This is a genomic window from Ruegeria sp. AM2 (assembly GCF_056540685.1).
Genome location: NZ_JBQFXE010000011.1, coordinates 1 through 25,056, shown reverse-complemented (window position 1 = coordinate 25,056; position 25,056 = coordinate 1). Strand labels below are relative to the sequence as shown.

Annotated in this window: 22 protein-coding genes; 9 read left to right on the top strand and 13 right to left on the bottom strand. The window is 55.9% G+C overall.

The annotated features are described in order from the left end of the window. Positions 1-149: 149 nt before the first annotated feature. The 5 genes from ACR0CR_RS16905 (at position 150) to ACR0CR_RS16885 (ending at position 4,616) form a co-directional block, all read left to right on the top strand. Positions 150-1,460: a UDP-glucose dehydrogenase family protein gene (locus ACR0CR_RS16905; protein ID WP_480601324.1), complete on the top strand. Its 1,311-nt coding sequence runs from the start codon at positions 150-152 to the stop codon at positions 1,458-1,460. A 36-nt stretch (positions 1,461-1,496) separates the two neighbouring features. Beyond that, positions 1,497-2,150, top strand: coding sequence for a glutathione S-transferase (locus ACR0CR_RS16900; RefSeq protein WP_480601322.1), 654 nt, complete (start codon positions 1,497-1,499; stop codon positions 2,148-2,150). 88 nt (positions 2,151-2,238) lie between these two features. Next, the gene (locus ACR0CR_RS16895; protein WP_480601319.1) at positions 2,239-3,051 is read left to right on the top strand and encodes an ABC transporter substrate-binding protein; all 813 of its coding nucleotides are present in this window, start codon (positions 2,239-2,241) and stop codon (positions 3,049-3,051) included. Further along, complete coding sequence (locus tag ACR0CR_RS16890) at positions 3,052-3,885, top strand: amino acid ABC transporter permease (protein ID WP_480601316.1); 834 nt, start codon at positions 3,052-3,054, stop codon at positions 3,883-3,885. Continuing rightward, positions 3,885-4,616 (top strand): amino acid ABC transporter ATP-binding protein, encoded by a 732-nt coding sequence (locus ACR0CR_RS16885; protein WP_480601313.1) that lies wholly within the window; start codon positions 3,885-3,887, stop codon positions 4,614-4,616. The genes ACR0CR_RS16890 and ACR0CR_RS16885 overlap by 1 nt, the downstream gene beginning before the upstream one ends. A 66-nt stretch (positions 4,617-4,682) precedes the next feature. On the opposite strand, the gene ACR0CR_RS16880 is transcribed toward ACR0CR_RS16885, so the two are convergent. Beyond that, a complete protein-coding gene (locus tag ACR0CR_RS16880; protein ID WP_480601310.1) occupies positions 4,683-5,402 on the bottom strand; it encodes a glutathione S-transferase family protein in 720 nt (239 codons plus the stop codon). Then, positions 5,389-5,997, bottom strand: a complete 609-nt coding sequence (locus tag ACR0CR_RS16875) for an NAD(P)H-dependent oxidoreductase (RefSeq protein ID WP_480601308.1) — start codon at positions 5,995-5,997, stop codon at positions 5,389-5,391. The genes ACR0CR_RS16880 and ACR0CR_RS16875 overlap by 14 nt, the downstream gene beginning before the upstream one ends. Positions 5,998-6,122: 125 nt before the next feature. Here ACR0CR_RS16875 and ACR0CR_RS16870 point away from each other — a divergent pair, with 125 nt between their 5' ends. Then, positions 6,123-6,545: a winged helix-turn-helix transcriptional regulator gene (locus ACR0CR_RS16870; RefSeq protein WP_480601305.1), complete on the top strand. Its 423-nt coding sequence runs from the start codon at positions 6,123-6,125 to the stop codon at positions 6,543-6,545. Here ACR0CR_RS16870 and ACR0CR_RS16865 read toward each other — a convergent pair. Continuing rightward, complete coding sequence (locus ACR0CR_RS16865; protein ID WP_480601303.1) at positions 6,510-7,382, bottom strand: glycosyltransferase family 2 protein; 873 nt, start codon at positions 7,380-7,382, stop codon at positions 6,510-6,512. The two genes, ACR0CR_RS16870 and ACR0CR_RS16865, sit on opposite strands and share 36 nt — an antisense overlap. 43 nt (positions 7,383-7,425) lie before the next feature. Continuing rightward, positions 7,426-9,207 (bottom strand): ABC transporter ATP-binding protein, encoded by a 1,782-nt coding sequence (locus ACR0CR_RS16860; RefSeq protein WP_480601300.1) that lies wholly within the window; start codon positions 9,205-9,207, stop codon positions 7,426-7,428. Positions 9,208-9,704: 497 nt separating this feature from the next. On the opposite strand from ACR0CR_RS16860, the gene ACR0CR_RS16855 reads away from it, so the two are divergent. Then, positions 9,705-11,153: a mannose-1-phosphate guanylyltransferase/mannose-6-phosphate isomerase gene (locus ACR0CR_RS16855; protein WP_480601297.1), complete on the top strand. Its 1,449-nt coding sequence runs from the start codon at positions 9,705-9,707 to the stop codon at positions 11,151-11,153. Here ACR0CR_RS16855 and ACR0CR_RS16850 read toward each other — a convergent pair. From ACR0CR_RS16850 to ACR0CR_RS16810, 9 genes are all read right to left on the bottom strand, one after another. After that, entirely contained in the window at positions 11,150-12,148 is a 999-nt protein-coding gene (locus ACR0CR_RS16850) for an ABC transporter ATP-binding protein (RefSeq protein ID WP_480601294.1), read from the bottom strand. The two genes, ACR0CR_RS16855 and ACR0CR_RS16850, sit on opposite strands and share 4 nt — an antisense overlap. Beyond that, a complete protein-coding gene (locus ACR0CR_RS16845) occupies positions 12,145-13,140 on the bottom strand; it encodes an ABC transporter ATP-binding protein (protein ID WP_480601291.1) in 996 nt (331 codons plus the stop codon). Before ACR0CR_RS16845 ends, ACR0CR_RS16850 begins: the two co-directional genes overlap by 4 nt. Further along, positions 13,137-14,267 (bottom strand): ABC transporter permease, encoded by a 1,131-nt coding sequence (locus tag ACR0CR_RS16840; RefSeq protein ID WP_480601288.1) that lies wholly within the window; start codon positions 14,265-14,267, stop codon positions 13,137-13,139. The genes ACR0CR_RS16845 and ACR0CR_RS16840 overlap by 4 nt, the downstream gene beginning before the upstream one ends. A gap of 5 nt (positions 14,268-14,272) precedes the next feature. After that, complete coding sequence (locus tag ACR0CR_RS16835) at positions 14,273-15,277, bottom strand: ABC transporter permease (protein ID WP_480601286.1); 1,005 nt, start codon at positions 15,275-15,277, stop codon at positions 14,273-14,275. Positions 15,278-15,346: 69 nt separating this feature from the next. Beyond that, the gene (locus ACR0CR_RS16830; RefSeq protein WP_480601284.1) at positions 15,347-17,386 is read right to left on the bottom strand and encodes an ABC transporter substrate-binding protein; all 2,040 of its coding nucleotides are present in this window, start codon (positions 17,384-17,386) and stop codon (positions 15,347-15,349) included. A gap of 26 nt (positions 17,387-17,412) precedes the next feature. Then, positions 17,413-18,267 carry a DeoR/GlpR family DNA-binding transcription regulator gene (locus ACR0CR_RS16825; protein ID WP_480601282.1) on the bottom strand — a complete coding sequence of 285 codons (855 nt, stop codon included), beginning with the start codon at positions 18,265-18,267 and terminating at the stop codon, positions 17,413-17,415. A 164-nt stretch (positions 18,268-18,431) separates the two neighbouring features. After that, complete coding sequence (locus tag ACR0CR_RS16820) at positions 18,432-19,211, bottom strand: carnitinyl-CoA dehydratase (RefSeq protein ID WP_480601280.1); 780 nt, start codon at positions 19,209-19,211, stop codon at positions 18,432-18,434. 3 nt (positions 19,212-19,214) lie between these two features. Next, positions 19,215-21,230, bottom strand: a complete 2,016-nt coding sequence (locus ACR0CR_RS16815; protein WP_480601278.1) for an acetate--CoA ligase family protein — start codon at positions 21,228-21,230, stop codon at positions 19,215-19,217. 2 nt (positions 21,231-21,232) lie between these two features. Then, positions 21,233-22,393, bottom strand: coding sequence for an acyl-CoA dehydrogenase family protein (locus ACR0CR_RS16810; protein ID WP_480601535.1), 1,161 nt, complete (start codon positions 22,391-22,393; stop codon positions 21,233-21,235). Between the two features lie 98 nt (positions 22,394-22,491). Between ACR0CR_RS16810 and ACR0CR_RS16805 the strand changes: the two genes are divergently transcribed. Together ACR0CR_RS16805 and ACR0CR_RS16800 are read left to right on the top strand one after the other, a co-directional pair. Further along, complete coding sequence (locus ACR0CR_RS16805; protein ID WP_480601276.1) at positions 22,492-23,409, top strand: GlxA family transcriptional regulator; 918 nt, start codon at positions 22,492-22,494, stop codon at positions 23,407-23,409. Between the two features lie 87 nt (positions 23,410-23,496). Beyond that, positions 23,497-24,804, top strand: coding sequence for an aminotransferase class I/II-fold pyridoxal phosphate-dependent enzyme (locus ACR0CR_RS16800; RefSeq protein WP_480601274.1), 1,308 nt, complete (start codon positions 23,497-23,499; stop codon positions 24,802-24,804). The last annotated feature ends 252 nt before the right edge of the window (positions 24,805-25,056 follow it).

Genomic DNA, 25,056 nt, shown 5'->3' with positions numbered 1-25,056 from the left:
TGACAAATCCGCTTGAATTACACCCCGCGACCCGCATATTCGGTCGCCAACAAAGCTGTGCGACTTGCACAGCCCAAAGCTTGCCCCGCAGAGTGTTCTGTTGGGGCACCCGCCGCTACCAAAGCTGGCAACAGAAAGGAATTTAAAAAATGCGCATTGCGATGATTGGCACCGGTTATGTCGGCCTGGTTTCCGGGGTCTGCTTTTCCGATTTTGGACATGACGTGATCTGTGTCGACAAATCCGAACAAAAGATCGAGATGTTGCAAGCTGGCGAAGTTCCGATCTACGAACCGGGGCTGGATGTCCTCATGGCCAAGAACGTAGCCGCCGGGCGCCTGAGTTTCACCACCGATCTGAAGTCCGCCGTAGATGGGGCCGATGCGGTTTTCATAGCGGTCGGCACGCCCACCCGGCGCGGTGATGGTCACGCAGACCTGACATATGTGATGGCGGCGGCTGAGGAAATTGCGCATGCAATCAAGGACTACACGGTAGTGGTGACCAAATCGACAGTGCCGGTCGGCACGAACCGTCAGGTCCATGAGGTAGTATCAAAGGCCAACCCGGATGCCGAATTCGACGTGGCATCGAACCCCGAATTCCTGCGCGAGGGCGCTGCGATTGATGACTTCATGCGGCCTGACCGAGTTGTCGTCGGTGTGGAAAGCGAACGTGCTGCCGAGGTGATGGCCGAGATTTACCGGCCCCTCTACCTTCGCGACTTCCCGATCCTGACCACGGATGTTGAAAGCGCCGAGATGATCAAATATGCCGCCAACGCGTTTCTGGCGACAAAGATCACCTTTATCAACGAGATCGCGGGCCTGTGCGAACGGGTTGGTGGAGACGTAAAAGAGGTCTCGCGCGGCATCGGGCTGGATGGTCGGATCGGCAACAAATTCTTGCACGCGGGCCCCGGCTATGGCGGATCGTGTTTCCCCAAGGACACCGCGGCCCTGGCTCGGATCGGCCAGGACTACGCCTATCCCATGCAGATCACTGAAACCGTCATCCGAGTAAATGACAGCGTCAAAGCCCGTATGGTCGAGAAAATCCGTGAGGCCTGCGATGATAGGTTCAACGGCAAAACGATTGCGGTGCTGGGGGTGACCTTCAAACCCAATACCGACGATATGCGCGATGCGCCGTCTTTGACAATCGTTCCGGCTCTGATCGGTGGTGGTGCCCAAGTGCGCGTCGTTGATCCACAAGGACAGGCCGAGGGCGAGGCTTTGTTGCCGGGCGTCCATTGGATGGATGACCCCTATGCCGCAACCAAAGATGCCGATGTAGTGGTATTGCTGACCGAATGGAACGAATTCCGCGCGCTGAACCTGAACGATATGGCCGAGGCCATGAAAACCGCTCGTATGGTCGATCTGCGCAACATCTACTCGCCCAAAATGGTATTGGGGTCGGGATTTGAAACCTATGTGGGGGTCGGTGTTACTGCTTGATTTGACGATCTGGCCGGTTGCGAGCTAAGCAACTCTATGACCCATCATCCTGTTCTTTGGTCATTCCGGCGCTGCCCATATGCCATCAGGGCGCGCCTGGCGCTTGTCAGCGCCGGTCAGAAGGTCGAATTGCGAGAGGTCGTGCTGCGGGACAAACCTCCGGCTTTTCTGGAAACGTCGCCCAGTGGCACCGTCCCGTCTCTGCGTCTTGACGACCGTGTATTAGACGATAGTCTGGACATCATGATCTGGGCTTTACGCCAGAACGATCCGCAAAGGTTGCTGGACATGCCCCAGGTTGGGTGGGACCTTCTCGAAGAGAATGACGGCCCGTTCAAGCAGGCCCTGGACCGCACGAAATATGCCACCCGGTATCCGGAAGCAGACCATGCTGCTGAACGCGCCAGAGCGTCGGAACACCTGATGAAGCTGGATGCGCAATTGAAGGGGCGCACCTGGCTGTTCGGAGACCGCCCGACGCTCGCCGATCTGGCCCTTCTGCCCTTTGTCCGGCAATTCGCGTATATCGACCGGCCATGGTTTGACACACAGCCTTGGCCCAACTTGATTGCCTGGCTCGACGCTTTCCTTGCCAGCGACTTGTTTCAGTCCGTGATGGCCAAAAATTCACAGTGGAGTGAGGGCGACGCCCCGCTCTGGTTTTCCGGCGATGCACCACCCATTGGCTGAGATTCGGGCGCAGTGATTACCAATGCTGGACAGGCTGTCAGGCCAGAACTACCGTAGCGGCCAAATACCCAACAGGAGGGAAATTCATATGTCGAGGACGCTTACGATCTCTGTTGCCGTCTTAGCGCTGGCAACGGCCGCGCATGCGGATGGGCACTGTGCTGCAGGGAAAACCCTGACCGATGGGAAACTCACCATCGCAACCGGTAACCCCGCGTATTACCCTTGGGTCCTGGACGACGCCCCGGAAAGTGGCCAGGGGTTTGAGGCTGCTGTAGCCTATGCCGTCGCGGAAGAGATGGGTTTTGCGGCCGAAGATGTCGTCTGGGTCCGATCGTCGTTCGACGAAGCGATTCAGCCTGGCGCGAAAGAGTTCGATGTCAATATGCAGCAATATTCTATCACGCCCGAGCGTGATCAGGTGGTCGATTTCTCGGCCCCCTACTACACCGCGCCCATGGCCGTGCTGGTCAGCGCAAATGCCGCTGAAACCGCGCCATCGCTAGATGCGTTGAAATCGCTACAATGGGGCGCCGTAGGATCGACAACAGCCGTTCCGAAACTGGCCAGCATCATCAAGCCCGATAGTGACCCTCTGCTCTATGGGGATAATGCCGATGTCAACGCGGCGATGACCGCCAACCAGATCGACGCGGCACTGTTTGATTTGCCAACTGCTCTGTTCTTGAGCGCGGTCATGATCGAAGGATCGAAGGTGATTGGTCAGTTTCCACCGGATCAGAGCGACAACCCAGACCAATTCGGGATGTTGTTAGAGGAAGGAAACCCGCTCAAATCCTGCATCGATGCGGCCATTGTCACGCTGTCGGAAAATGGCAAGCTGGCAGAGATCGAAGCCAAGTGGCTGCAGGACACAACCGGTGTCCCTCTGATCAAGTAGATGACCAGTCCCAAGGCGGCGGGGTTGACCCGCCGCGAACGATATGAGGCGCAGCAGCGGCGGCGCTCGGCGATTGTTGCGGCGACCAGCACGGTCATCGTTGTTGCTGCGATATACTTTCTGGTGCCACTGGCACCCGGCTGGATAAAAGTTCAGCAGAGCTTTTTTAACTGGGATACGCTAACGAAGACGTTTCCGAAGCTGCTTGAGGCCTTTCGGATCAACGTGATGATCTTCGCGTGGTCGGCCCCCGCTATTGCCGTGCTTGGCTTGTTGATTGCATTGGCCCGCGACGCGAAATCACCGGCTTTGTTCCCACTTCGCATCTTTGGTGCGGCCTTTACAGATGTCTTCCGAGGCGTGCCTGTGATCCTGACGGTCTACCTGATCGGCTTTGGTATTCCGGGTCTCGGCCTGCCACGCCCGTGGAATTCACCCTACATTTGGGGCTCATTGGCGTTGATCCTGACCTATTCCGCATACGTCGCCGAAATCTTCCGGTCCGGCATCGACAGCGTCCACCACAGCCAAAGGGCTGCGGCCCTGTCGTTGGGTCTTTCAGAACGGCAGGTCATGCGGGATGTCGTGTTGCCGCAAGCGATCCGCAACGTGGTTCCGTCGCAGATGAACATGCTGATTGCTCTTCAAAAAGATGTCTCGCTGCTGAGCTTTATTGGTCCGGTTGAAATCTTCCGCCAGGCTGGTGTCTTTAAGTCCCTATTGGCCAACTTCACGCCATATGTCGGGGCGGCGATCATCTTTCTGATCGTGACCATCCCTGCGACGCGATATGCTGACCACCTTATGGCGCGCCAGATGCGAGAGAGGCGCTGATGCCGAAACTGGACCTTCAAGGCGTCGTCAAACGGTTTGGCGACCGAACTGTATGCAACGGCATAGACCTGACGGTGGATGAAGGGCAAATGGTCTGTCTGATCGGTGCGTCGGGGGCCGGAAAGTCGACCGTGTTACGCTGCATCAACCTTCTGGAACCGATCGAGGATGGGGCCATTTTTTTGGATGGCGAGGACATTTCGGTTCCTGGCCTGAACCCGCAATCGGTGCGCGCGCGTATTGGGATCGTGTTTCAGAGCTTTAACTTGTTCCCTCATATGACGGCTTTGGAAAACGTCATGCTCGCCCCGCGCCGGGTGCGCGGATTGACCCGCGATGAACTCAAGCCAGAGGTGGAAGCTCTGTTCGCCCGATTTGGTCTAGCGGATCGACAGCACAATTACCCCGATCAATTGTCAGGAGGCCAGCAGCAACGCGTCGCCATTGCGCGTGCTTTGGCCATGCAGCCCGAGGTCATGTTGTTTGATGAAATCACCTCGGCCCTCGACCCCCAATTGGTGGGTGAAGTTCTGGACGTTTTGCTGATGCTAAAAAAACAGGGAATGACCATGGTGATGGCGACCCATGAGATGGGATTTGCTCGGGAAGCCGCCGACAAAGTTTGCTTTCTTCAGGACGGGCGCATTGTTGAAGAAGGCCCGCCGGAGCAATTGTTCGGTGCCCCAAAACAGGAGGCCACGCGGGCGTTTTTGGCGCGAGCACTCAAGTGATCGCATAGGGCAAGCTAGCAACCTTGGAAGGTTCTTGCATTCCGATTTTGACCACAGGCTAAGGCACTACCCCTTTTTGACATCACCTGCGAACCGCGCGGCGTTTTCTTTTGCAAAGGCACTGGCATCCGCCTTCCCATCCCAAAAATGTGGATTGGCCTTGGGAATCGTCAGCGCTTTTTGCACAGCAGGTCGGGCATCAATTCGGTCAAACCACGCCTTCAGATGGGGCAGATCATCCACCTCGACGCGCGCCCAGACATATGCCCGAGCCCAAGGATAAAGCATCATGTCGGCAATGGTGTATTCATCTGCTGCGATCCAGTCGCGGCCATCCAGCCGGGCGTTCATCACCTCCATCAGGCGTCGGCTTTCATCGACATAGCGGCGGGTCGAAAAAGGCTCGTGGTGGCCGTTTGGTGCGGCAATGTGCTGGAAATACATTGCCTGACCCATCATGGGGCCAACGTGGCCCACCTGAAAAAACACCCATTGCATAACTTCGGATCGTTTGACCGGATCAGAAGGCAGGAACTTCCCGTATTTCTCTGCCAGATGCCACAGGATCGCACCGCTTTCGAAGATCGCGCGCCCCTCGGCCCGGTCTACGATCGTCGGTATTTTGCCGTTTGGGTTCAACGCCAGAAAGTCCGGCGTTTTTTGTTCCTGCTTTGAGAAATTGATATGCGTCAGATCGTAGGGAACGCCCGCCTCTTCCAGAAAAATAACTGGTTTGTAGCCGTTCATCGTTCCAGCGGTGTACAGGTGGATATCAGGCTGGGACATTGGCAACCTCGGCAAACAGAGTTTTCAGATGCGCATCGAAGCGCGCAAAATCTGCGTCGATTGTCGGGTTCTTCATCACATCATAGGCCGCAAATGTCGGAAGGGCTTCCATCCCTATGAACCGTCCGTTCAAATGCATAGGTCGCAGCAAGTCGTCGACGCTGTCACCATTGAAGAATGGTTCCGAGGGGTCGTCGAACGCCTCTTTCGGAGCGTTAAATGTGACAGATAGCATGTATTTCTTGCCTGCCAGACTGCCACCCATCCCGTAGTTGGCTTTTGGCGAATCCGACGTTCTGCCGTCACCTACTGAAAGACGACCGTCCATGCCAATGGTGTACACCTCGTCGATGTACTTTTTGAATAGCCAAGGGACCCCCATCCAGTTCACCGGAAACTGCATGATGACGACATCCGCCCAAAGATGTGCGTCTACTTCGGTATTTGCGTCATATCCATCGGCAATCGTTGTTGCGCGTACTTCATGCCCCAAGGCTTCCAAAGTAGCGCGCGCGCGATCCACCAGGCTCGCGTTTAGCTTTCCCGGTGCAAATTCATAGGGTTGTGTGCCGTTTAAGATCAGGAATTTTGTCATCTCAATGTCCTTGAGTTTGCCATGTTGACTTGACTTTTCGTTCGCTCACCGAGAAATTGGGCACTTAGGTAAAAGTTTTCAACCAGTATACTTTTTGTAACCTATATCAATGCCAAGGAACGCCGATGGAAGCCAAAGTCGCAACAAACAAAAAAGGGCAACGTCAAGTGACGCAGGCTTGTGCGGAACCCTGCGCGATTGAGCGAGGTATGCGAATTATCGGTGGAAAATGGACCGGATCGATTTTGTGGCACCTGAAAGATGGGGGCGTGCGGTTCAACGACCTGTCCAGAATGATCGGCGGGGCCAGCAAAAAGATGATTTCAGAAAGGCTTCGTCAACTTGAAGCACAGGGCCTTGTTCATCGAGAGGTCATGCCGACCTCGCCGGTGTCAGTCGAATACTCAATCACTGCGTTTGGGCGCACTGCATTGGGATTTCTGGAAGAACTTCGGCAATGGAGTGAAAGTTTGCCGGTCGGTTTGCAAGCAGAACCGCCAAACCAGAAAACCTCAGGTTCTTTGGTCAGGCCGTCTCAGCCACAGTAGGCGAATGGTCTCTGTTATTTTCACTACGCGGATCGCGTAGTGCACGCCCCAGACAGATATCGCCTGACTGAAACTCAAGTCCGGGGTTCTAAGCAGGTTGCTTAATGTCTTAAATGACGGGATGAGTTTCTGGATCGGCGGGATGTAGTTGATAAACCCCCGATCTGCATTTCGCCGCAACCGCGCGCCTTCGATCCGGCGCGCCTTTGCCAGATGTTCGCGTAAACTGCCGCGCGCGGGGTGACGCACAATGGCATCTTGCGCAAAGACAATGGGTTCACCTGCTTCGGACGCGCGCGCGTTCCATTCCATGTCACCGCCGGACAGAACCGTGTCATTGAACATTCCTACATGTTCAATGGTCTTGCGACGCACGATCAGGTTGGCCGTCACAGCCCGGCCCCGTTCCACCCATTTCTTCTGCTCAAGCCCCAGGTGGTGGTCAAACAACTCGGTCGTCGTCCACTGGTCGCCATTGGGTATCAAAACAACGTCGCCGCCAAAACGGCCGCATTCTGGGCGGGCCTTTGCGATTTTTAGACCCGCCTCAAGGTATTTCGGGTCAGGTCTGCAATCGGAATCCGTAAAAAACAACAAATCTGATTTGGCATTTTCAATACCTCGGTTCCGGGCAGCATATGATCCGGGCTTTGACTGCCCAAGGACACGGGCGTTCGCTGGCAACCTCAAGCTTTCCGGAACCGGATCAGAGGGGTCATTATTGACCACAAGGATCTCGAACTTGTCCGGATCAATCGACTGAGCCGCCAGACAGTCCAGGCAAAGCTGCAACTGGCCCCAGCTGTGATAAGTTGGAATAATTACAGACGCATCCATATCGCATCGTCCATGATGTTGGTTCGACCGTAGCAGGCAGCCGTCACTCAGATTTGATCGCGTTCGAGAACTGATGATCGTAAAGCGTCCGGAAGGGTCCCGGATGTTTCAGCAACTCTTCTGCCCGACCCTGCTCCAGAACCTGACCGCTCTCGATAACCACGATCTTGTCGGCATGAAGTATGGTCGACAATCGGTGCGCGACGATGATCGTGGTACGCCCTTTCGTCAGGCGATTGAACGCTTCCTGCACCATATGCTCGGACTTTGAGTCGAGCGCGCTGGTCGGTTCGTCGAGCAGCAGGATCGAACTGTCCCGCAACAATGCACGGGCAATGGCCAAGCGTTGTTTCTGTCCACCTGAAAGGAACGCGCCGTTTTCACCGGCCATAGTGTCAAAGCCATCTTCAAGGTTCATGATGAAGTCATAGGCATTTGCAGCTTTGGCCGCTTCGATCACCTCGTCAAGCGACGCCCCCTGTCGTCCGAGCCGGATGTTGTCGGCAATCGATGCTGAGAACAGGAAAGTCTCTTGACCGACAAAGGACATCTTATTGCGCAGGGTTTCGAATGACGCGTGTTTGACGTCGTGACCGTCGACAGTGACGGTCCCTTCCAGCGGATCGTAAAGGCGCAAGGCAAGGTTTAGGATGGTCGACTTGCCTCCGCCGGACAACCCGACAAGAGCGGTCGTTTTCCCAGCCTCGAACGTCAATGAGAGGTCTTTCAGGATCGGGTCGCTTTCGCGATAGCCGAAGGTGACATCCGAAAACACCACCTCGCCTGGACCCTCTGGCAGGCTTAGCGGGTCTGCGTGTTCTATCAGTGTCTCCGGCTGATCAAGTAGGTTAAACAGCATTTTGACTCGCCGCAGACCAATTTCCAGCTTTAGCCGAACTCGCGACAAGCGTTTGGCGGGCTCATAAGCCATCATCAATGCGGTTACGAAAGACATCAATTCACCCGGAGTTGATCGGGCCGACCCAAAAATGTTGGCCGCACTCAAACCGATAACAGACGCAATAGCAAACCCCGCCAGGATGTCCATCAGTGGGCTAGTTGCCGCCTGGAGGCGAGCCAGCTTGTTTCGGCGCTTCTCAACGCTTTTGACAGCCGCAAACATCTGTCCGGCCATCTTCTCCTCAAGGGCAAATGATTTAACCACCCGAATACCGGAAGACGTTTCCTGGATAACCTTCATGATCGCACCAAGCGACTGCATTTCCATGTCGGCAATTTCGCGCACTTTGCGAAGCAAGGTCCTGACACCCCAGATCGCCAGCGGACCGATAACCAAAGTGAACAGGGACAACAAAGGTTGCTGATAAAACATCACCGCAAGCAGGCCGATCAACGAAAGCGTGTCGCGCACTGCGGTCGTTACGATAATCTCAATGACAGACCGGGCGGCCTGCGCGGACTGGGTGACCTTTAATAGAAGGTCCGAGCTTTCCGTAAGGTTGAAAAAAGACACGCCCTGGCGCAGCAGCTTGTCATAGAGTCTGATTTGCTGCTGGGCCACGATGCGGTTGCCCGCGCGCGTCAGTGCGACCACCTGCACGTATGTGGCGACACCTTTCACCAGGAAAATGATGAATACTGCCATCGACACGGAAAAAATCTTTGCTGAATTGTCACTGTCAAAGAGCGAATCCACAACGTCGCGCATGATGAATGCGACGGCGGCGGTCGTTGCGGCAACGAAAACCATCGCGATGATTGCGACGATGTACGGAACAGCCTGAGCCCGCAGGTTTTCGGCCAGCAATCGCCACAGGATCGAGTCGCTTAGCGTGTCAGCGAGTTTTTGCTTTATTTTTGGCAATACGTTTTTCCGCCGTCATTTTGTGAGACAAGCATAACGAGTCTTGGCTCTTCCAGAACCGTCTACGCTAGATAGTCGCCTACTTCTTTTTGGGCAAGTACGCTTTCGAACTCAGCTATGTTCCGAAATTCGCCACGTTGGGCAGAGTGTCGGGTTTTTGCAGGCTCCGGGGGCGAACCCGGACAACATGCCGAATTGGCATTCAATATGGGAAAAGCCGTTCTCTTTGATCCCAAATCCAAAAAACGGATCAAACAAACAACACGGTAAAAAACCAACAAGATGGATTGAGACTGTGCTCAGGCATGCGCTGCTCAGTACAATGCTCACACCCAAAAATTGCCAAATTTATTGCCTAAACGTACCAAAGCCAGCTCATGTAGCTTGTGCATTAAAGTGGTACTGCTACAGCAGAATTATGCGGTGTTTCTTGAGAATCACTGATGCCTGCGCCGATAGTGAGTTAATAATAGTCTTTGCCGTAAGGAATTTGAGAAATGAATCAAACCGTTCACCCGTTGCTCCTGTGTGGTGGATCAGGGACGCGGCTTTGGCCCCTTTCGCGCAAAAGCTATCCAAAGCAGTTTTCCAAGCTGACCGGGGAGAAAAGCTTGTTTCAAGCCTCGGCGCTCAGGTTGTCCGGTGAGGGTTTCGCGGCTCCGATGGCCATAACCGGGTCCGACTTTCGCTTCATTGTTTTAGAACAATTGGCAGAGGTTGAAATTGCACCAGCCGCTATTTTGATAGAACCCGAAGGGCGCAACACGGCCCCAGCCATTTTGGCGGCAGCAATAGCGCTGGACAACACGGACCCTGGGGCGCTGATGCTGGTCGCTCCGTCTGACCACGTGATCCCGGACGACGCGTTATTCCGAAATACTGTGCAAGCCGCGACCGCAACCGCCAAAGACGGCCAAATCGTTACCTTCGGCATTCGCCCGGACCGCGCCGAGACAGGATACGGTTGGCTGGAACTGACTCATTTGCCGGATGAAGCCTTTTCACCGACGCCTCAGAAACTGGCGCGATTTGTTGAAAAACCAGACGCCGAAACGGCCCAAAGCATGCTTGAAGCAGGGAAATTCCTTTGGAACGCTGGAATATTCTTGTTTTCGACAACAACGCTGATCAAAGCATTCGAGACTCATATGCCAGAGATGCTCGATGACGCGCGTCGTGCAGTAGAAGGCGCGGAATCAGATCTGGGCTTTTCGCGCTTGGCCAGCGAACCATGGGCTAAACTTGAAGACATTTCAGTCGACTACGCTGTCATGGAAAAGGCGAATAACCTTTCTGTGGTTCCGTTCAACGGCGGCTGGTCGGATCTTGGCGGGTGGGACGCGGTTTGGCGCGAAAGCGGGCCGGATGAAAACGGTGTGGTTGCTGGCGGTGCCGCCACCGCGCTGGGTTGCACCGACACGTTGCTACGGTCCGAATCTGAGGCGCAACAACTGGTTGGTATCGGGCTGGACAACATCATCGCCGTGGCCATGCCTGACGCGGTCTTGGTCGCCCACAAGGACCGCGCGCAGGACGTTAAATCTGCTGTTGCAGCGCTGAAAGCCAAAGACGTGCCTCAGGCCGAAACTCTGCCGCGCGACTATCGCCCGTGGGGCTGGTTCGAAAGCCTGGTTGTTGCCCCGCGCTTCCAGGTCAAACGCATTCATGTGCATCCGGGCGCATCTCTGAGCCTTCAAAGCCACCATCATCGCGCAGAACATTGGATTGTGGTCGAAGGTACCGCAAAGGTCACAATCAATGATGATGTTCAGTTGGTGTCAGAAAACCAGTCGGTCTACATCCCGCTGGGCGCAAAGCATCGGATGGAGAACCCGGGCAAGGTGAACATGGTCCTGATCGAGGTTCAGACCGGGTCGTACCTGGGCGAAGACGACATCATCCGATACGAGGATGTTTACGCCCGCGGACAAGGTGCCAAGGGTTAACCCGTCAATTGCAATTCTTCCCACCTGTGGCAGGTGACAGAATGCCCCTGTTCACAGGTCTCAACTTGTGGTGCTTCTGCTCTGCACTTGTCAGCGGCAAACGGGCAGCGTGTGTGGAATTGGCAGCCGGTGGGTCGGTTGGTCGGAGAAGGAATTTCACCTTCGAGCTTTTGGGCGCTTCCCCGGTTGTCCGGGTCAAGCGACGGAATCGCCGAAAACAATGCTTTGGTATAGGGATGGCGCGGTGAACGAAACAGAGCGCGAGTAGGTGCGCTCTCGACGATCTGACCCAGATACATGACGGCAACGTGGTCGCAGGTATGCGCCACAACAGACAGGTCGTGGCTGATAAACAGAAATGTCAACCCCATCTCTTTCTGAAGAGATTTCAACAGGTTCAAAATGTCTGCCTGAATGGACACATCCAGCGCGGCGACGCTTTCATCCGCAATCACGAAACGGGGTCGCGATACAAGTGCGCGGGCGATCGAGATACGCTGACGCTGTCCACCCGAAAAGGCGTGCGGAAAGCGCCGCAAATGCTCTAGGTTCAATCTGCACAGGCTGGCGATCTCACGCACGCGGTCATCGACCTCTTCGCGCGAACGGCACAAACCCATGACTTCCAGCGGTTCAGCAATGATGTCGCGCACTGTCATCCTGGGCGAAAGCGCTGCATAAGGGTCCTGAAAAATCAGCTGCGCGCGGCGGCGGTATTCTTTCAGATCAGACCCTGCCAAATTGCCCAATTCACAACTGAATTCGCCATCATCATACTGTGCAGTCCCATTTGTCAGCGGTGCGGCGTTCAACAAAGCCCGACCAAGCGTAGTCTTCCCGGACCCGCTTTCCCCCACAACTCCAAAGAACGACCCCCGCGGAATGGAAAGCGAGACGTCGTCCACGGCTTTTAGTGACTGTTTGTTGAAAATTTTGCCACCGACAGGAAAGCTCACCGACAACCCGATGGTTTCGATCAACATTTCGCTGCTCATGAAGAGTGCTCCGTTTGGCAGAGATGACAGGCTGTTTGGTGGTTTTGCCCGGTCTCGGCCCAGGTCGGCTCGGTCAATCGGCAAATGTCGCCGATCACTTTGCTACAGCGTGTGTGAAACACGCACCCGTCTGGTCGCTCTAATGGCGAAGGGATGTCACCCGGAACCGGCGTCAGCGGTTTGTCCAGGTCATCCAGCTGTGGCAAAGCGTCTATCAAACCTTGTGTGTATGGATGGTAGGGGTTGCGGATCACCTCTCGCACCGGGCCCTGCTCGACGATCTTGCCGAGATACATGACCGCGACCTTGTCCGCAGTTTGCGCCACGACGCCCAGGTCATGGGTGATAAAGATAATCCCCATTCCGAATTCAGCTACGAGATCCTTCATCAGATCGATGACCTGAGCCTGAATGGTTACATCCAGCGCGGTTGTCGGTTCATCTGCGATCAGCAGCTTGGGCTTCGTCGACAAGGCCATGGCGATCATCGCCCTTTGGCGCATTCCGCCCGACAATTCAAAGGCATACTGACCAAATCGAGTCGCAGCATCCGAAATCCCGACCCGGTCCAGCATTTCGATCGAGAGGTCGCGGGCCTGTCTCTTGGACAGGTCTGTGTGGATCAGCAATTGCTCGACCATCTGACTGCCGATGGTCAGAGCGGGGGCAAAACTGGCCATGGGTTCTTGAAAGATCATTGAAACCGCCCCGCCCCGAACAATCTCCATATCGCGCGGGCGTTTGAGGTCCATGACATTGACCGGTCCGTCGTCCAGATGCAGCGTAATCCGACTTTCAGGCGCATAAACGGCGTTGCCGGGATTAAGCTTCATCAACGATTTCGCTGTGACGGATTTCCCTGATCCGCTTTCACCAACAAGGCCCATCACTTCTCCTGGCGCTAGCGAAAACGACACGTCTTCAACTGCGGTGATCAACCCTTCGTCGGTTCGAAACTGCAGTGTGAGGTTTTCGACATCGATCAGGCTCATTTGCGGGTCTCCGAATAGGGGTCGGCCGCGTCGCGCAGGCCGTCCCCGACAAAAACGAATGCCAGCACCAAGGCCACAAAGAAAAACACCGGGATAAAATACCAGTGGTAGTTCAGCAGAACATCGGCCTTGGTTACGTTCTGCAGCATCACACCCAGAGAATTCACAGGGTCCTTCAACCCAAGACCGATGAAACTCAGGGCGGTCTCGGACAGTACCACATAGGGAAACGAAATCACCAGATCGACGATGATATAACTGGTGAAGCTGGGCAGCAGATGGCGGCGGATGATATGCCCGGCGGGCGCGCCGCACAGCTGAGCCGCCAGAACATATTCCTGATTGCGTTCGGTCAGCAGATGGGTCCGGACCCTGCGGGCCAGTGTTGGCCATCCGACGAGGCCAAGGATCAAGGTTATAACGAAGAACCGGGTCTCGGCAGACCACTCGGGCGGGATGAAGGCGGCGATTGCCATGAATAATGGAATGGACGGCACGGTTCGGACCGCGTCGGTGATCATCTGGATCACGCTGTCAACGACCCCTCCGTAATAGCCCGCGATGCCCCCAATCGCGAGGGCGAGCACGAAGGAGATCAAAACACCCAGAGTTCCGACCTGAAGCGAAGTCCAAATCGCGTGAAGCGTCCGCGAAAAGATATCCTTTCCGGCGCTGTCGGTGCCAAACAGGTGGATATATCCCTGCTCCATTCCAAACAGGTGAATGTCCCCGGGGATGAACCCAAACAGCTTGTAGTCATCGCCGCGAACAAAAAATTGCATGTATCGGCGTTCATCTTCGTTGACCTTTTCGACCCAGCGAAAATTTGTGGCCAGCGACCGTTCACGAGTAACAGTGTGCAGGAAGGGCCGAATTGAGCAGCCATTCTTGTCGCAGAATTTTGGTATTTGGGGCGCACCGTTCAGGTAATCTTTATCACGCCCAGCCACTGTCGGATCGTAAGGCGACAAGAACGGCGCGAAAAGGCCGGACAGGATCAGTACGACAAGCACCGTCGCGGCAATCATCGCCGCGCGTTGTTTTTTGAAGCGGGCCCAGATCAGTTGTCGCTGGGAGGCGGTGAAATAGGCCTCTTTGGCTTTCTGATCGACGGATTTTGTGGACATCGACTTCACCTCAGAATGCTCTTGCGTACACGCGGGTCGATGACGGCCAACAAGATATCCGTGGCGAAATTCAGCGTCACAATGGCGGCCGTCAGCAGGAAAATGATGGCTCCGGCCAGCTGTTGGTCATTGGACCGCGCCAGCGCTTCGAGCAGCAGCGAACCGGCCTCGGTCAGGGTCAGGATCAAAGCGACGATGGGCAGTTCATTGAAGATGCGGTTCAAATCAAACCCCAGCGAGTTGACGATTGGTCCCAACGCGTGACGCGCCGGGTATCGCCACAATAATCGTCGCCCGTAAATCCCCCGTGCAGATGCTGCTGTGACATAGAGTTTTCCGATCTCATCAGACATAAGCGCCCGAACGGTCTGCAACGCGAAGGCGGTCGCGGACCAGCCGAGGATGAAAATCGGCAGCCAGGCGTGTTTCAGTAGATCGACGACCTTGGCCCAAGACCAAGGCGCTTCGCGATATTCGGGGCTAAATAGGCCGGTCAGTGTTTCACCAAAGTAGATGGTCGAGAACAACATCACCATCAACGCCAGCAGAAAGTTCGGCAGCGCAAGACCCAGATAGCTGAGCAAACGCAACGAATTATTCAGAACGGCATTGTTGGACGCTGCCGAAATGATGCCGACTGGCAATGCGATCATGTAGGCTAGGGCAAGCGACCCTAGGCAAATCCAGAGTGAAATCCAGAATTTGTCCCCCAGCAGTTGGGCGATATCCACACGCAGGATGCAGCTTTCACCAAAATCACCGCGAAACGCACCACTCAACCAACTTGCCCAACGGGTCAGAAAGGGACGATCGAGCCCTAGACGGGCACGCTCGGCCTCGATATCGGCAAGGGTAATGGCCGAGCCTTGGGTGTTCTTGTAAGCAAGGTATCGTTCCGCACAATCGCCGGGCACCAACTCCATCAGCGAAAACACGATGAGCGAAACCAGCACCAGCGTGACGACGGCCATCACCGCGCGTGTGGCAGCAAATCGAGCGAAGTGAAGCATGTACCTGTTCCCGGAAATGCAAGGAAAGGGGCGCGAACGCCCCTTCCCGTTGGCTAAAGTCCTATACGATTATTCAGACAACCACCACTGCGCGGGGCGGTACGGATATGTCCGATAGAACTCATAGGATGAGGTCTTGAACGACGGAACATTTTCCAGAACATTCGCGTGATAGACCGGCGATGGCGCATTGATGGTCCCGATGAACAGGGTCTGACCTGCCATGATCTCGACCATCTTCTGCGCAGCGGCCTGCGACGCTTCGGACCCCGGAGCGCTGGACTGATAGATGTCCAGTTGGGCCTTCAACTCATCAACCCAGGCCGGAGGTTCAACGCCGTTGGCCCCGCCCGAGCTGATGTATTCCGCCCACAGCATCCCGGTGCGCACGTCAAAATAGCCATCGAACGGCGGCACCCAAATTTCGCTGTCGCCCAGGATCGAGCCTGCTGGCTGGCCCTTTGTCCACATCAGAACATCGAGGCTGTTGGCTGATTGGGCGGTTCGGTACTCGTCTGAGGTGACCTCTTTGATGGTTGTATTCACACCCACATCGGTCCAGTTCTGAGCGACCAGTTCAACCAGTTGGGCAGGTATTTCCTGCGTACCGAACTGCCAATCCAGAACCAACGGCGCGCCGCTTGGAAGATCGCGCATTCCGTCGCCGTTCTTGTCCACCAGACCGGCCTCATCCAACAGAGATTTGGCACGCTCAGGGTCGAATGCGGCCTCGTAAGACGACCAGCTTTCGTCGACATAATCAGGGCGCGGCGAGAAGCCGATATACTGGATCGGCGTACCCAGACCAAAGGCGACCACTTCGTTCAACTGATCCCGGTCAATAGCAACGCTCATCGCCTTGCGGAAATTCAGGTCGTTGAACAGAGCGCGACGCTCGGGGTCTTCGGATGTCACGTTAAACGCAATGGTCGCGGATGCGATCGATGGCTGAACCTCAACCGTATAGTTGCCCTTTTCTTGATTTTCGAGAAGCACCGGAGCCGAAGTCAGGTTGATCCCCTGGGATTTATAGTCGACCTCACCATTGATCAATTTCAGCAGGCGCACTTCCTCGTCCGGGACATAGACCTCATCCATTTCCGAGATGTACGGAAGCTGGTTGCCCGCCGTATCTACCTGGAAGAAATAAGGGTTGGCGACGTAGTGACGACCTTCCGTGCTTTCCTTGACCAGGATGTGGCTTTCCAGGGTCGGCATGGTATCCGCGGGCAGACCCGCAAGCTTGTCCCCGGCCGTCAGCATCGGTGACGGCGTATCCATCCAGTCGGAGTTGCCATAATAAGCTTTGATCAGGTCATAGCCGTTCTCATATCCCAAGGCTTGCGCATTGGCGTCCGCATTCTTGTCCAAAGCTGGGTGGAACTTCGCAAAGAAATGCTTGGGCTGATAGGGCTGGACGTAGGTAAATGAAAAGGTTTCCGTCAGGCCGGGTTTTGGCGCGGCCAGTTTGAACCGAACGGTGGTGTCGTCCAGTGCCTCGACCTGCATGGGCTGGCCGCCTGCCAGCGCGTAGTCTTTGGTCTCGGCAATGACATTGCTGTCCAGCATCAGATTGTCATACCAAAAGACAATGTCATGCGCTGTGAACGGTTCCCCGTCCGACCATTTGTGACCTTGTCGAAGATGGACGGTCAGCTCGGTGAAATCATCGTTCCAATCCCAGGATCTGGCGACATTGGGCACCAGAGTTTGCAAATCGTCGGAATAGCGGAACAGGTTCACATGGCGGACGGAAAGGAAGTCCGATGTGCCACTTTCGGTCGCGTTGGACAGCGCGTCCAACACGCCACCATACTGGCCGATCTCGTCATAAGGGACGACGACAAGCGGATCTTCCGGAAGACGATCCGCAACAGCTGGCAGATCTCCGTTGCCCCGGATCATCGCGTTCAAGTCACCTATTGCGGGGTTTTCGGAAAAGCTCAGCGTACAGCCAGCGGCAGACTCGAGCTCATCCAGGTCAAATTGCTGCGGAAAGGCACCTGCGGATACGCCCTGCATATCAGCAACGGTGAGCGTCGGACAATCAGCCCACGCCGTTCCCCCCAAGGCAACGACGGCGACACCTGACATTAGAATTTTTTTCATGGTTTCTCCCTAAGATAAACTCTTGTCTATGGTTTGGGTTTACGTGAAACCGCTTTGCCGACTGCCGCGGCGGCGGTTTTCCTGTTTTTGTCGAATGCATCCGCCGAGGCGATGTGCACATTGACCCCGGCCCTCTTCAGATGAGGAGCAAAGGGTGCTGGCGGCGCGACATCGGTAACCAGATCCGTAACCTGATCAAACCTACATGCAACATTAGGCGCGCGCGCACCAAATTTCGTGTGATCCGAGGCAACAATGACCCGTTCCGCGTTCTCGCGTGCCGCCCGCGTCAAATCCGCCTCCAACGGGTTTGATGCCAGCACGCCTCCTGCCGTTGAAATTGCGTCCGCACCACAGATCACTGCGTCATAGCTGTACCGCCGGGCCAATTCTTCTGCTGCACGACCAAAGCTGCCACGTTCCGACCGGATCACGTCCCCACCTGCAAGAACCGCGCGCGTGCCATTGTTGTCAGCCAATGACCCAACCACTGACAGCGAGTTGCTGACGACCGTCAAGCCATGCAATTCGCGCAATTGTTCAGCCACATGGGTCATGGTCGAGCCGACAGCAATGAACAGCACCATATTATTGTCGATTAACGCCCTGACCTGCCTGGCGATCTTGGTCTTTTCTTCGGCATTGTGTTCGAGCGCGCCGGAAAACATGGGGGTGTCCTGCGCCCGAGACAGGTAGGTTCCACCGTGCACACGTTCGACCAGCTTCTGTCGCGCCAACGCCTTGACCAGACGTCTCACGGTCTCTTCCGAGACATCCATGACCTGAGCGATCTGCGTATTGCGCGCAGACCCGCCCAATCGCGCCAACACGTCCAAAAGCTCTCGCCCGCGATGAGGTATGTTGCCGCTGTCGTCGTCCATTTGGGAATTCGGTCATAATTTGACGCGAAAATCCACAAATATTGTAAAGCTATTATGACGACTTTGGATTTTTGCAGTTTTTTCTTGGGTTCCGCTGTCAAAACGGGCGGCGCGTGACGACAGACGTCAAACGCAGCTTGAATATTCTCTCAGGTGACCACCGTTTATTTACCCTTCCAGACAGGGTCACGTTTTTCGGCAAAAGCACGCGCACCTTCCATCTGGTCTTCGCTGGCGTACAGGACATCCACCGTCCGCAACTGGCGCTTGGTGATGCGGTTCATCGTCTCCTGAAATTTGGAATCTTCCGCCTCACGCACGACTTCTTTGATTGCGGCGTAAACCAAGGGCGGACCGGAGGCCAAGAGACGCGCCAATTCCCACGCACGCTCCATAAGCTGATCTGCGGGCACGATCTCATTCACCAGCCCCCAGCGGTTGGCTTCCTCGGCATCAAACCAACGCCCGGTCAGCAAAAGCTCCATCGCGATGTGATATGGAATACGCTTGGGCAGCTTCACGCTGGCGGCATCTGCAACCGTGCCAGATCGAATCTCGGGCAGTGCAAATGTAGCGTGATCCGCTGCCAGGATCATGTCTGCCGAAATCGCCAGCTCTAGTCCTCCACCGCAGGCTATACCGTTCACGGCAGCGATGACGGGTTTATTCATGTCGCGCATTTCCTGCAATCCGCCGAAGCCGCCCACTCCGTAGTCACCGTCAACAGCATCCCCATCTGCCGCGGCTTTCAGATCCCAACCGGGGCAAAAGAACTTTTCGCCCGCACCGGTTAGAATGGCGACACGCAGCGAAGGGTCGTCGCGAAACTCGGCAAAGACTTCGCCCATGATGCGACTGGTTGCTAGGTCGATGGCATTAGCCTTGGGTCGGTCCAACGTCACTTCGAGGATCGCACCATCGCGCCGGGTTCTGACTGGGTCCATATCTCAGGCCTTTCTGATGAGGGCATCAACTGCGACGGCCTTGTTAGGCGTACAGAGAAGCGGGTTAATCTCGACCTCGCCAAGCGTGTCAGCGTTTTCCACGACATAGGCCTGAACGGCCTGCACAGCGTCAACAATGGCATCCATATCAGCCGGTGGCTTGCCGCGATAGCCTGCGAGCAATGGCGCAATTTGCAGCTTGCCAAGGGCCGCGCGGATGTGATCATCCGTACTGGGAACCAGCAAGGATGCCGTATCCCGCAACACTTCCGCAAGCACCCCGCCTGCACCAATGGTCAGGACAAACCCGTGGGCCGGGTCGCGCACGACCCCTACCAGCAGCTCGATCGCGTCGCCCGTAATCATCTCTTCAACTAAAACCGAGTCGGTGCCCGTGGCCGAGACAGCCTCAGCCAATTCGGATAAATCGACACCCAATCGCACGGCGCCGGATTCGGATTTGTGCGCAAGGCCTACGCCTTTGACTACAAACGGAGGTCGCATCTCAGCCGCTGCAGACAGTGCCTCAGCCGCGCTATGAACGGTTCGGTGCATTGGGACGGGCAGCCCGAATTCAGCCAAAGCTTGCTTGGCTTCCGCCTCAGTCAGTGTCCGCATCTCGCGCGCCTCGCCAGGGCGGCAAACCGGCTCGCCTGCGGGCGCAGAGACCTGACCTGCCGCCCGAACTGCGGACAAAGCCTCGCGCAGCCCCATCAAAGGCACCACGCCGCCTGCCATCAGCTTTTGTGCCACAAGTTCGGGCAGGAGTTCTGGCAGAGTCGCCGCAATGGCAAACCGCGCACCGGTATCCGCGCGCACCTTCAGCGCGGCCTCTGACGCACACGCCCAATCCGTCGCGTCGGTCGTGGGATAGTCGACGATCGACAGAGTCAGGTCGATATCCTCACCCGTCATGGCCGCCCAAGCACCCGCCATCGCATCCGTGTCGCGCCAGATATATGTGTTGTAGTCCAGAGGGTTATTCAGCGCGACCATGGGTCCAAGCGCATCGCGCAAGCTGGATCTCTTATCATTACTTAACGTTGGGAACGAAAGGCCCGACCTAATCGCCATATCCGCAATCAGGCTCGCCTCGCCGCCAGAGCAGCTGATTGAGGCAATATTGCCGCCTGGCAAGGGGCCATAGCAATGCAGAAGCTTCAGTGTTTCCAGAAAATCGGGCAGAGCTGACAATCGTGGTATACCCAACCGTTCCAGCAAAGCCTGCGCACCCGCATCGCTGCCCGCAAGGGAGGCAGTGTGCGACACTGTCGCGGCCTGTGCCTGCTCGGATGCACCAACCTTCAGGGCGATCAGGGGGATGCCTTTTTGATGTGCTTTTGCCGCCAGCGCCTCCCATTCCCGGATGTCTCCGAACCCTTCGATATGCAGGCCCACTGCGGTCACGCGGGAATCGTCCAGCAGCGATGCGGCGATTTCGGCCTGGCTGGTCTGCGCCATGTTCCCGCAGGCCACCATATAGGCAATTGGCAGTGCCCGTTTCTGCATGGTCAGGTTGATCGAGATGTTGGAACTTTGCGTCAGGATCGCAACGCCCCGGTCCACAGGTTTGGCCCCATGCTGATCCGGCCACAACAAGGCTCCGTCCAGAGCGTTGATGAAGCCATAACAATTCGGACCAAGGATGGGCATGTCACCCGCAGCTTCTATCAATTGGTCTTGCAGACCCGCGCCAGCGCCATCCTCCGCCGCAGCCTCAGAGAACCCGGACGCGAAACACACGGCACCGCCTGCGCCCATATCGGACAGCACCTGCACAGCTTCAATCGTGGCATGGCGGTTGATGCCGATAAACACGGCGTCCGGGGCTGAAGGCAGGTCTTCCAGCCGCTCGAAGGTCTGATAACCTAAGATATTCCCACCCTTCGGATGGACCGGCCAGATTTGACCGGCATACCCCATGCGTTCGCATTGAAGAATAACCTGCTTGCACCACGCACCTCCCCCAACCACAGCGATCGACCTGGGGCGGAACAGTCGGGACAGATCCTTGGCCATCGTCACGCGCCAAGTGGACGGAGGAGATCGCGGCTGATGATATGGCGCTGAATTTCGCTGGTTCCATCCCAGATGCGTTCGACCCGCGCGTCGCGCCAGAACCGCTCGATCGGAAAGTCATCCATCAGGCCCATTCCGCCGAAAATCTGTAATGTGGTGTCCGTGACGCGTGCCAGCATCTCGGACGCGTACAGCTTGGCCGAGGCAATCTCGCGGTTTGCCGGCAGCTTTTGATCCAGACGCCAGGCAGCAGACAAGGTTAGCCAGTCAGCAGCGTCTATTTCGGTGATCATATCGGCGATCTGGAATCCCACGCCCTGAAACTTGCCAATGGGCTGGCCGAACTGTTTGCGTTCGGCCGCGTAGTTGAGTGCATAGTCAAAACACCTGCGCGCCCGCCCGACGGAAAACGCAGCAACGGTCAGCCGGGTCGCGTACAACCATTCGTTCATTACGGCGAATCCGCCATCGACCTCACCCAGAACCTGGGCATCGGGTAGGCGGCAATTGTCGAAATAAAGGATGTAGTTCTTGTACCCTTTGTGACTGACCGAACTATAGCCTTCGCGCACCTCAAACCCCGGCATTCCGCGATCCACAAGAAAGGTCGTGATCCGCTTTTTTGGCCCTTTCGGAGTTTCATCCACACCGGTCGCGATGAAGACGATGAAGAAATCGGCATGCTCGGCACCCGAGATAAAATGTTTGGACCCGTTGACGACCCAGTCGCCGCCATCCCGCACCGCCTGGCATTTCATCCCGCGCACGTCGCTGCCGGCATCCGGCTCGGTCATCGCCAGCGCATCCATCTTTTCGCCTCGCACTGCGGGAAGCAAATATCGCTCGCGCTGCTCATCGTTGCACGCCATCAGGATATTCTGGGGGCGGCCAAAGAAATGCGTAAGCGCCATCGACCCGCGGCCCAATTCACGCTCGACCAGCGTGAAATCCAAATGCGAAAGCCCTGCCCCGCCGACTTCCTCGGGGAAGTTGCAGGCATAAAATCCCAGCTCGATGCACTTTCTTTTGATCTCATCGCCCAACTCGATGGGCACGGTTCCGCTGCGTTCGATGGCGTCTTCATGCGGATAAATTTCGTTTTCAACAAAGCTCCGCACGGTTGAGACGATCATTTCCTGTTCTTCTGAAAGACCAAACTGCATGAGGCGCGTTCCCTGAATTGGTGTTTGACGCATGTGACCTCATGTTCCATGTTTCTGACATGCTGAGTTAGACAATTTTCGTGCAGGAAGCGAAAAATTTGCACCAACGCTACACCATTCTGTTATTCGACGAATTCTCGAACCATTGTCTGGCCAATCTGGTCGAACCGCTGCGTGCCGCGAATACTTTGGCGCGGCAAACCCTGTACGATTGGAAATTCTGCTCGTTGGATGGCGATCCGGTTCAAAGTTCCAGCAGCCTGTCTGTGACGCCCCAGGGCGCTCTGGCCGATCAAAGCGGCGACGTTCTGGTTGTCATGCCCTCTTACGGATACTTGAAGATCGATACTCGCGCCACGACGCGAACACTACGGGCGGCGGCGGCAAAACACGCTCAGCTGATGGGTCTGGATACCGGTAGCTGGCTGTTGGCGCGTGCGGGACTTTTGAATGATCATCGCGCTACCATTCATTGGGATGTACTGTCTCGGTTCGAAGAAACGTTCCCGCATATTCACGTTGTACGCGAACGTTTCGTCATCGACAAAAACAGGCTGACTTGCTCGGGCGCGATGGCAGCGTTTGACCTGGCTTTAGCTCTGATACGCAGCGCACACGGGCCGCTTTTACCTGTCGAAGTCGCACATCTTCTGATGAGCCGCGGGGCGGCAGATCAATACGCGCTGCCGCTGAAAACTGAAAACGTACTGATCAACAGGGCGCTGACTGTCATGCAGGAAAACTTGGAAACATCGCTGACGATCGCTGAAATTGCCCGCAAGATCGGATGTTCGCAAAAAAAGATCGAGCTTCGCATTCAGGCTGAATTGCAGACCACGCCGCAAGCCCTTTACCGACGATTGCGTCTGAACAGAGCGCGCAAACTGTCAGAGGAAACGGATCAATCCGTCGCCGATATTGCCGGGCAATGCGGCTATGAAAACGCAAGCGCCATGACCCGCGCGTTCAAAGCCGAGTTTGGCCAAACACCAACCGCATTCCGCAAAGGGGTTTGACATCAATGCAGCGCATGTTGTGCAATCTCGCATTGGAAGGATCCGCGGCAAGCCTGTAGAGTTCCAGAGGGATTTGGAGGGAAAAACATGACCATCGGACACAGAGATTGGGTCCCTGCCCAATGCGAAGCCCTGATTCAAGATATCGCCGCCCAAACACAAAAAGCGACCTCGTCGGATCTGCTTGCCCGGGTCGAAGCTTTGGCAATCCGCAACAAAGACATCCACCAGAAAGAGTGTTTCAACCTCAACCCCGCCACCAATGTGATGAATCCCAGGGCCGAGGCGCTTTTGTCCTCGGGCATCGGGTCGCGCCCGTCGCTGGGCTATCCTGGTGACAAATATGAAATGGGTCTGGAAGCAATTGAAGAGATCGAGGTCATCGCCGCTCAGCTTTGTGCCGAAGTCTTCGACGCCAAGTATGCCGAAATCCGGGTTCCTTCGGGGGCGATTGCTAATCTCTATGGTTTCATGGCGACATGCCGGCCCGGCGATAAAATTATTGCGCCACCCGCGACGATCGGCGGCCATGTGACCCACCACATGGCTGGCTGCGCCGGGCTGTTTGGCCTAACGATCATTGAGGCTCCGGTCGATGCCTCAGGGTATTCGGTTGATCTGGACCACCTCCGCGAACTTGTTCTCAAAGAGCGGCCTCGTCTTTTGACCATCGGTGGCAGTCTCAACCTGTTCGAACACCCGGTGGCCCAGATCCGCGCTATTGCGGATGAGGTTGAAGCAAAAGTCATGTTCGATGCCGCGCATCAATGCGGGATGATAGCGGGAAAAACCTGGCTCAATCCGTTGGTCGAAGGTGCGCATTTCATGACCATGAGCACGTATAAAAGCCTGGGCGGTCCGGCAGGCGGTTTGATCGTCACCAACGACGCCGACGTTGCCAAATCGCTGGATGCCATTGCCTTTCCGGGTATGACGGCAAATTTCGATGCGGCGAAATCTGCAGCTTTGGCAATCACAATGCTCGACTGGCGTGACTTTGGCCCAGCCTACGCACGCGAAATGGTGGACATGGCTCTGGCCCTTGCCAATGCACTTCAGGAAGAAGGCGTTCCAGTCTTTGGCGCAGATAGGGGCTTTACGACATCCCATCAATTTGCCGTGCTGGCCGAGCCTTACGGAGGCGGCCAGGCCGCGTCAAAGATACTGCGAAAGGCGGGGTTTCTGGCCTGTGGTATCGGCCTTCCCGTTTCACTGGTTGAGGGCGACATGAACGGGTTGCGGATTGGCACGCCAGAATTGGTCAGATGGGGGATGACCTCCAGTGACGCCAGCCAGCTTGCGACCCTGATCACAGAGGGTCTGAACAACAAACCTATAGCGCCGCAGGTCGCGAACTGGCGTCGCAGCTTTTCACAGATCCATTTTACGCATTAAGGACAAGCGAACGTTCAATACCCATCCCTGTCCGTTAGTCCAAGAGCATGGACCAAGGGCCTCTGCATCAGGATCGAACACGCGATACAATCACAGGGCGGTGGCGTAAATAACGTTTTAGATCAGTAAGTTACCCTCCTTCTGTCATCTGATCGCGCACGCCATGTTCACGAATCTTGTTATGGCGTGAAAAACTGAAGCCTTAATAGCCATCATTTCTTCGGCCCAGTTTGCGTTGCATCTGGCCTTGTA

Excerpts from the sequence above, each read along its gene's own strand:
- ACR0CR_RS16905 (WP_480601324.1), top strand. The coding sequence starts at position 150 with ATGCGCATTGCGATGATTGGCACCGGTTATGTCGGCCTGGTTTCCGGG.
- ACR0CR_RS16900 (WP_480601322.1), top strand. The coding sequence starts at position 1,497 with ATGACCCATCATCCTGTTCTTTGGTCATTCCGGCGCTGCCCATATGCC.
- ACR0CR_RS16895 (WP_480601319.1), top strand. The coding sequence starts at position 2,239 with ATGTCGAGGACGCTTACGATCTCTGTTGCCGTCTTAGCGCTGGCAACG.
- ACR0CR_RS16890 (WP_480601316.1), top strand. The coding sequence starts at position 3,052 with ATGACCAGTCCCAAGGCGGCGGGGTTGACCCGCCGCGAACGATATGAG.
- ACR0CR_RS16885 (WP_480601313.1), top strand. The coding sequence starts at position 3,885 with ATGCCGAAACTGGACCTTCAAGGCGTCGTCAAACGGTTTGGCGACCGA.
- ACR0CR_RS16880 (WP_480601310.1), bottom strand. The coding sequence starts at position 5,402 with ATGTCCCAGCCTGATATCCACCTGTACACCGCTGGAACGATGAACGGC.
- ACR0CR_RS16875 (WP_480601308.1), bottom strand. The coding sequence starts at position 5,997 with ATGACAAAATTCCTGATCTTAAACGGCACACAACCCTATGAATTTGCA.
- ACR0CR_RS16870 (WP_480601305.1), top strand. The coding sequence starts at position 6,123 with ATGGAAGCCAAAGTCGCAACAAACAAAAAAGGGCAACGTCAAGTGACG.
- ACR0CR_RS16865 (WP_480601303.1), bottom strand. The coding sequence starts at position 7,382 with ATGGATGCGTCTGTAATTATTCCAACTTATCACAGCTGGGGCCAGTTG.
- ACR0CR_RS16855 (WP_480601297.1), top strand. The coding sequence starts at position 9,705 with ATGAATCAAACCGTTCACCCGTTGCTCCTGTGTGGTGGATCAGGGACG.
- ACR0CR_RS16850 (WP_480601294.1), bottom strand. The coding sequence starts at position 12,148 with ATGAGCAGCGAAATGTTGATCGAAACCATCGGGTTGTCGGTGAGCTTT.
- ACR0CR_RS16845 (WP_480601291.1), bottom strand. The coding sequence starts at position 13,140 with ATGAGCCTGATCGATGTCGAAAACCTCACACTGCAGTTTCGAACCGAC.
- ACR0CR_RS16840 (WP_480601288.1), bottom strand. The coding sequence starts at position 14,267 with ATGTCCACAAAATCCGTCGATCAGAAAGCCAAAGAGGCCTATTTCACC.
- ACR0CR_RS16835 (WP_480601286.1), bottom strand. The coding sequence starts at position 15,277 with ATGCTTCACTTCGCTCGATTTGCTGCCACACGCGCGGTGATGGCCGTC.
- ACR0CR_RS16830 (WP_480601284.1), bottom strand. The coding sequence starts at position 17,386 with ATGAAAAAAATTCTAATGTCAGGTGTCGCCGTCGTTGCCTTGGGGGGA.
- ACR0CR_RS16825 (WP_480601282.1), bottom strand. The coding sequence starts at position 18,267 with ATGGACGACGACAGCGGCAACATACCTCATCGCGGGCGAGAGCTTTTG.
- ACR0CR_RS16820 (WP_480601280.1), bottom strand. The coding sequence starts at position 19,211 with ATGGACCCAGTCAGAACCCGGCGCGATGGTGCGATCCTCGAAGTGACG.
- ACR0CR_RS16815 (WP_480601278.1), bottom strand. The coding sequence starts at position 21,230 with ATGGCCAAGGATCTGTCCCGACTGTTCCGCCCCAGGTCGATCGCTGTG.
- ACR0CR_RS16810 (WP_480601535.1), bottom strand. The coding sequence starts at position 22,393 with ATGCAGTTTGGTCTTTCAGAAGAACAGGAAATGATCGTCTCAACCGTG.
- ACR0CR_RS16800 (WP_480601274.1), top strand. The coding sequence starts at position 23,497 with ATGACCATCGGACACAGAGATTGGGTCCCTGCCCAATGCGAAGCCCTG.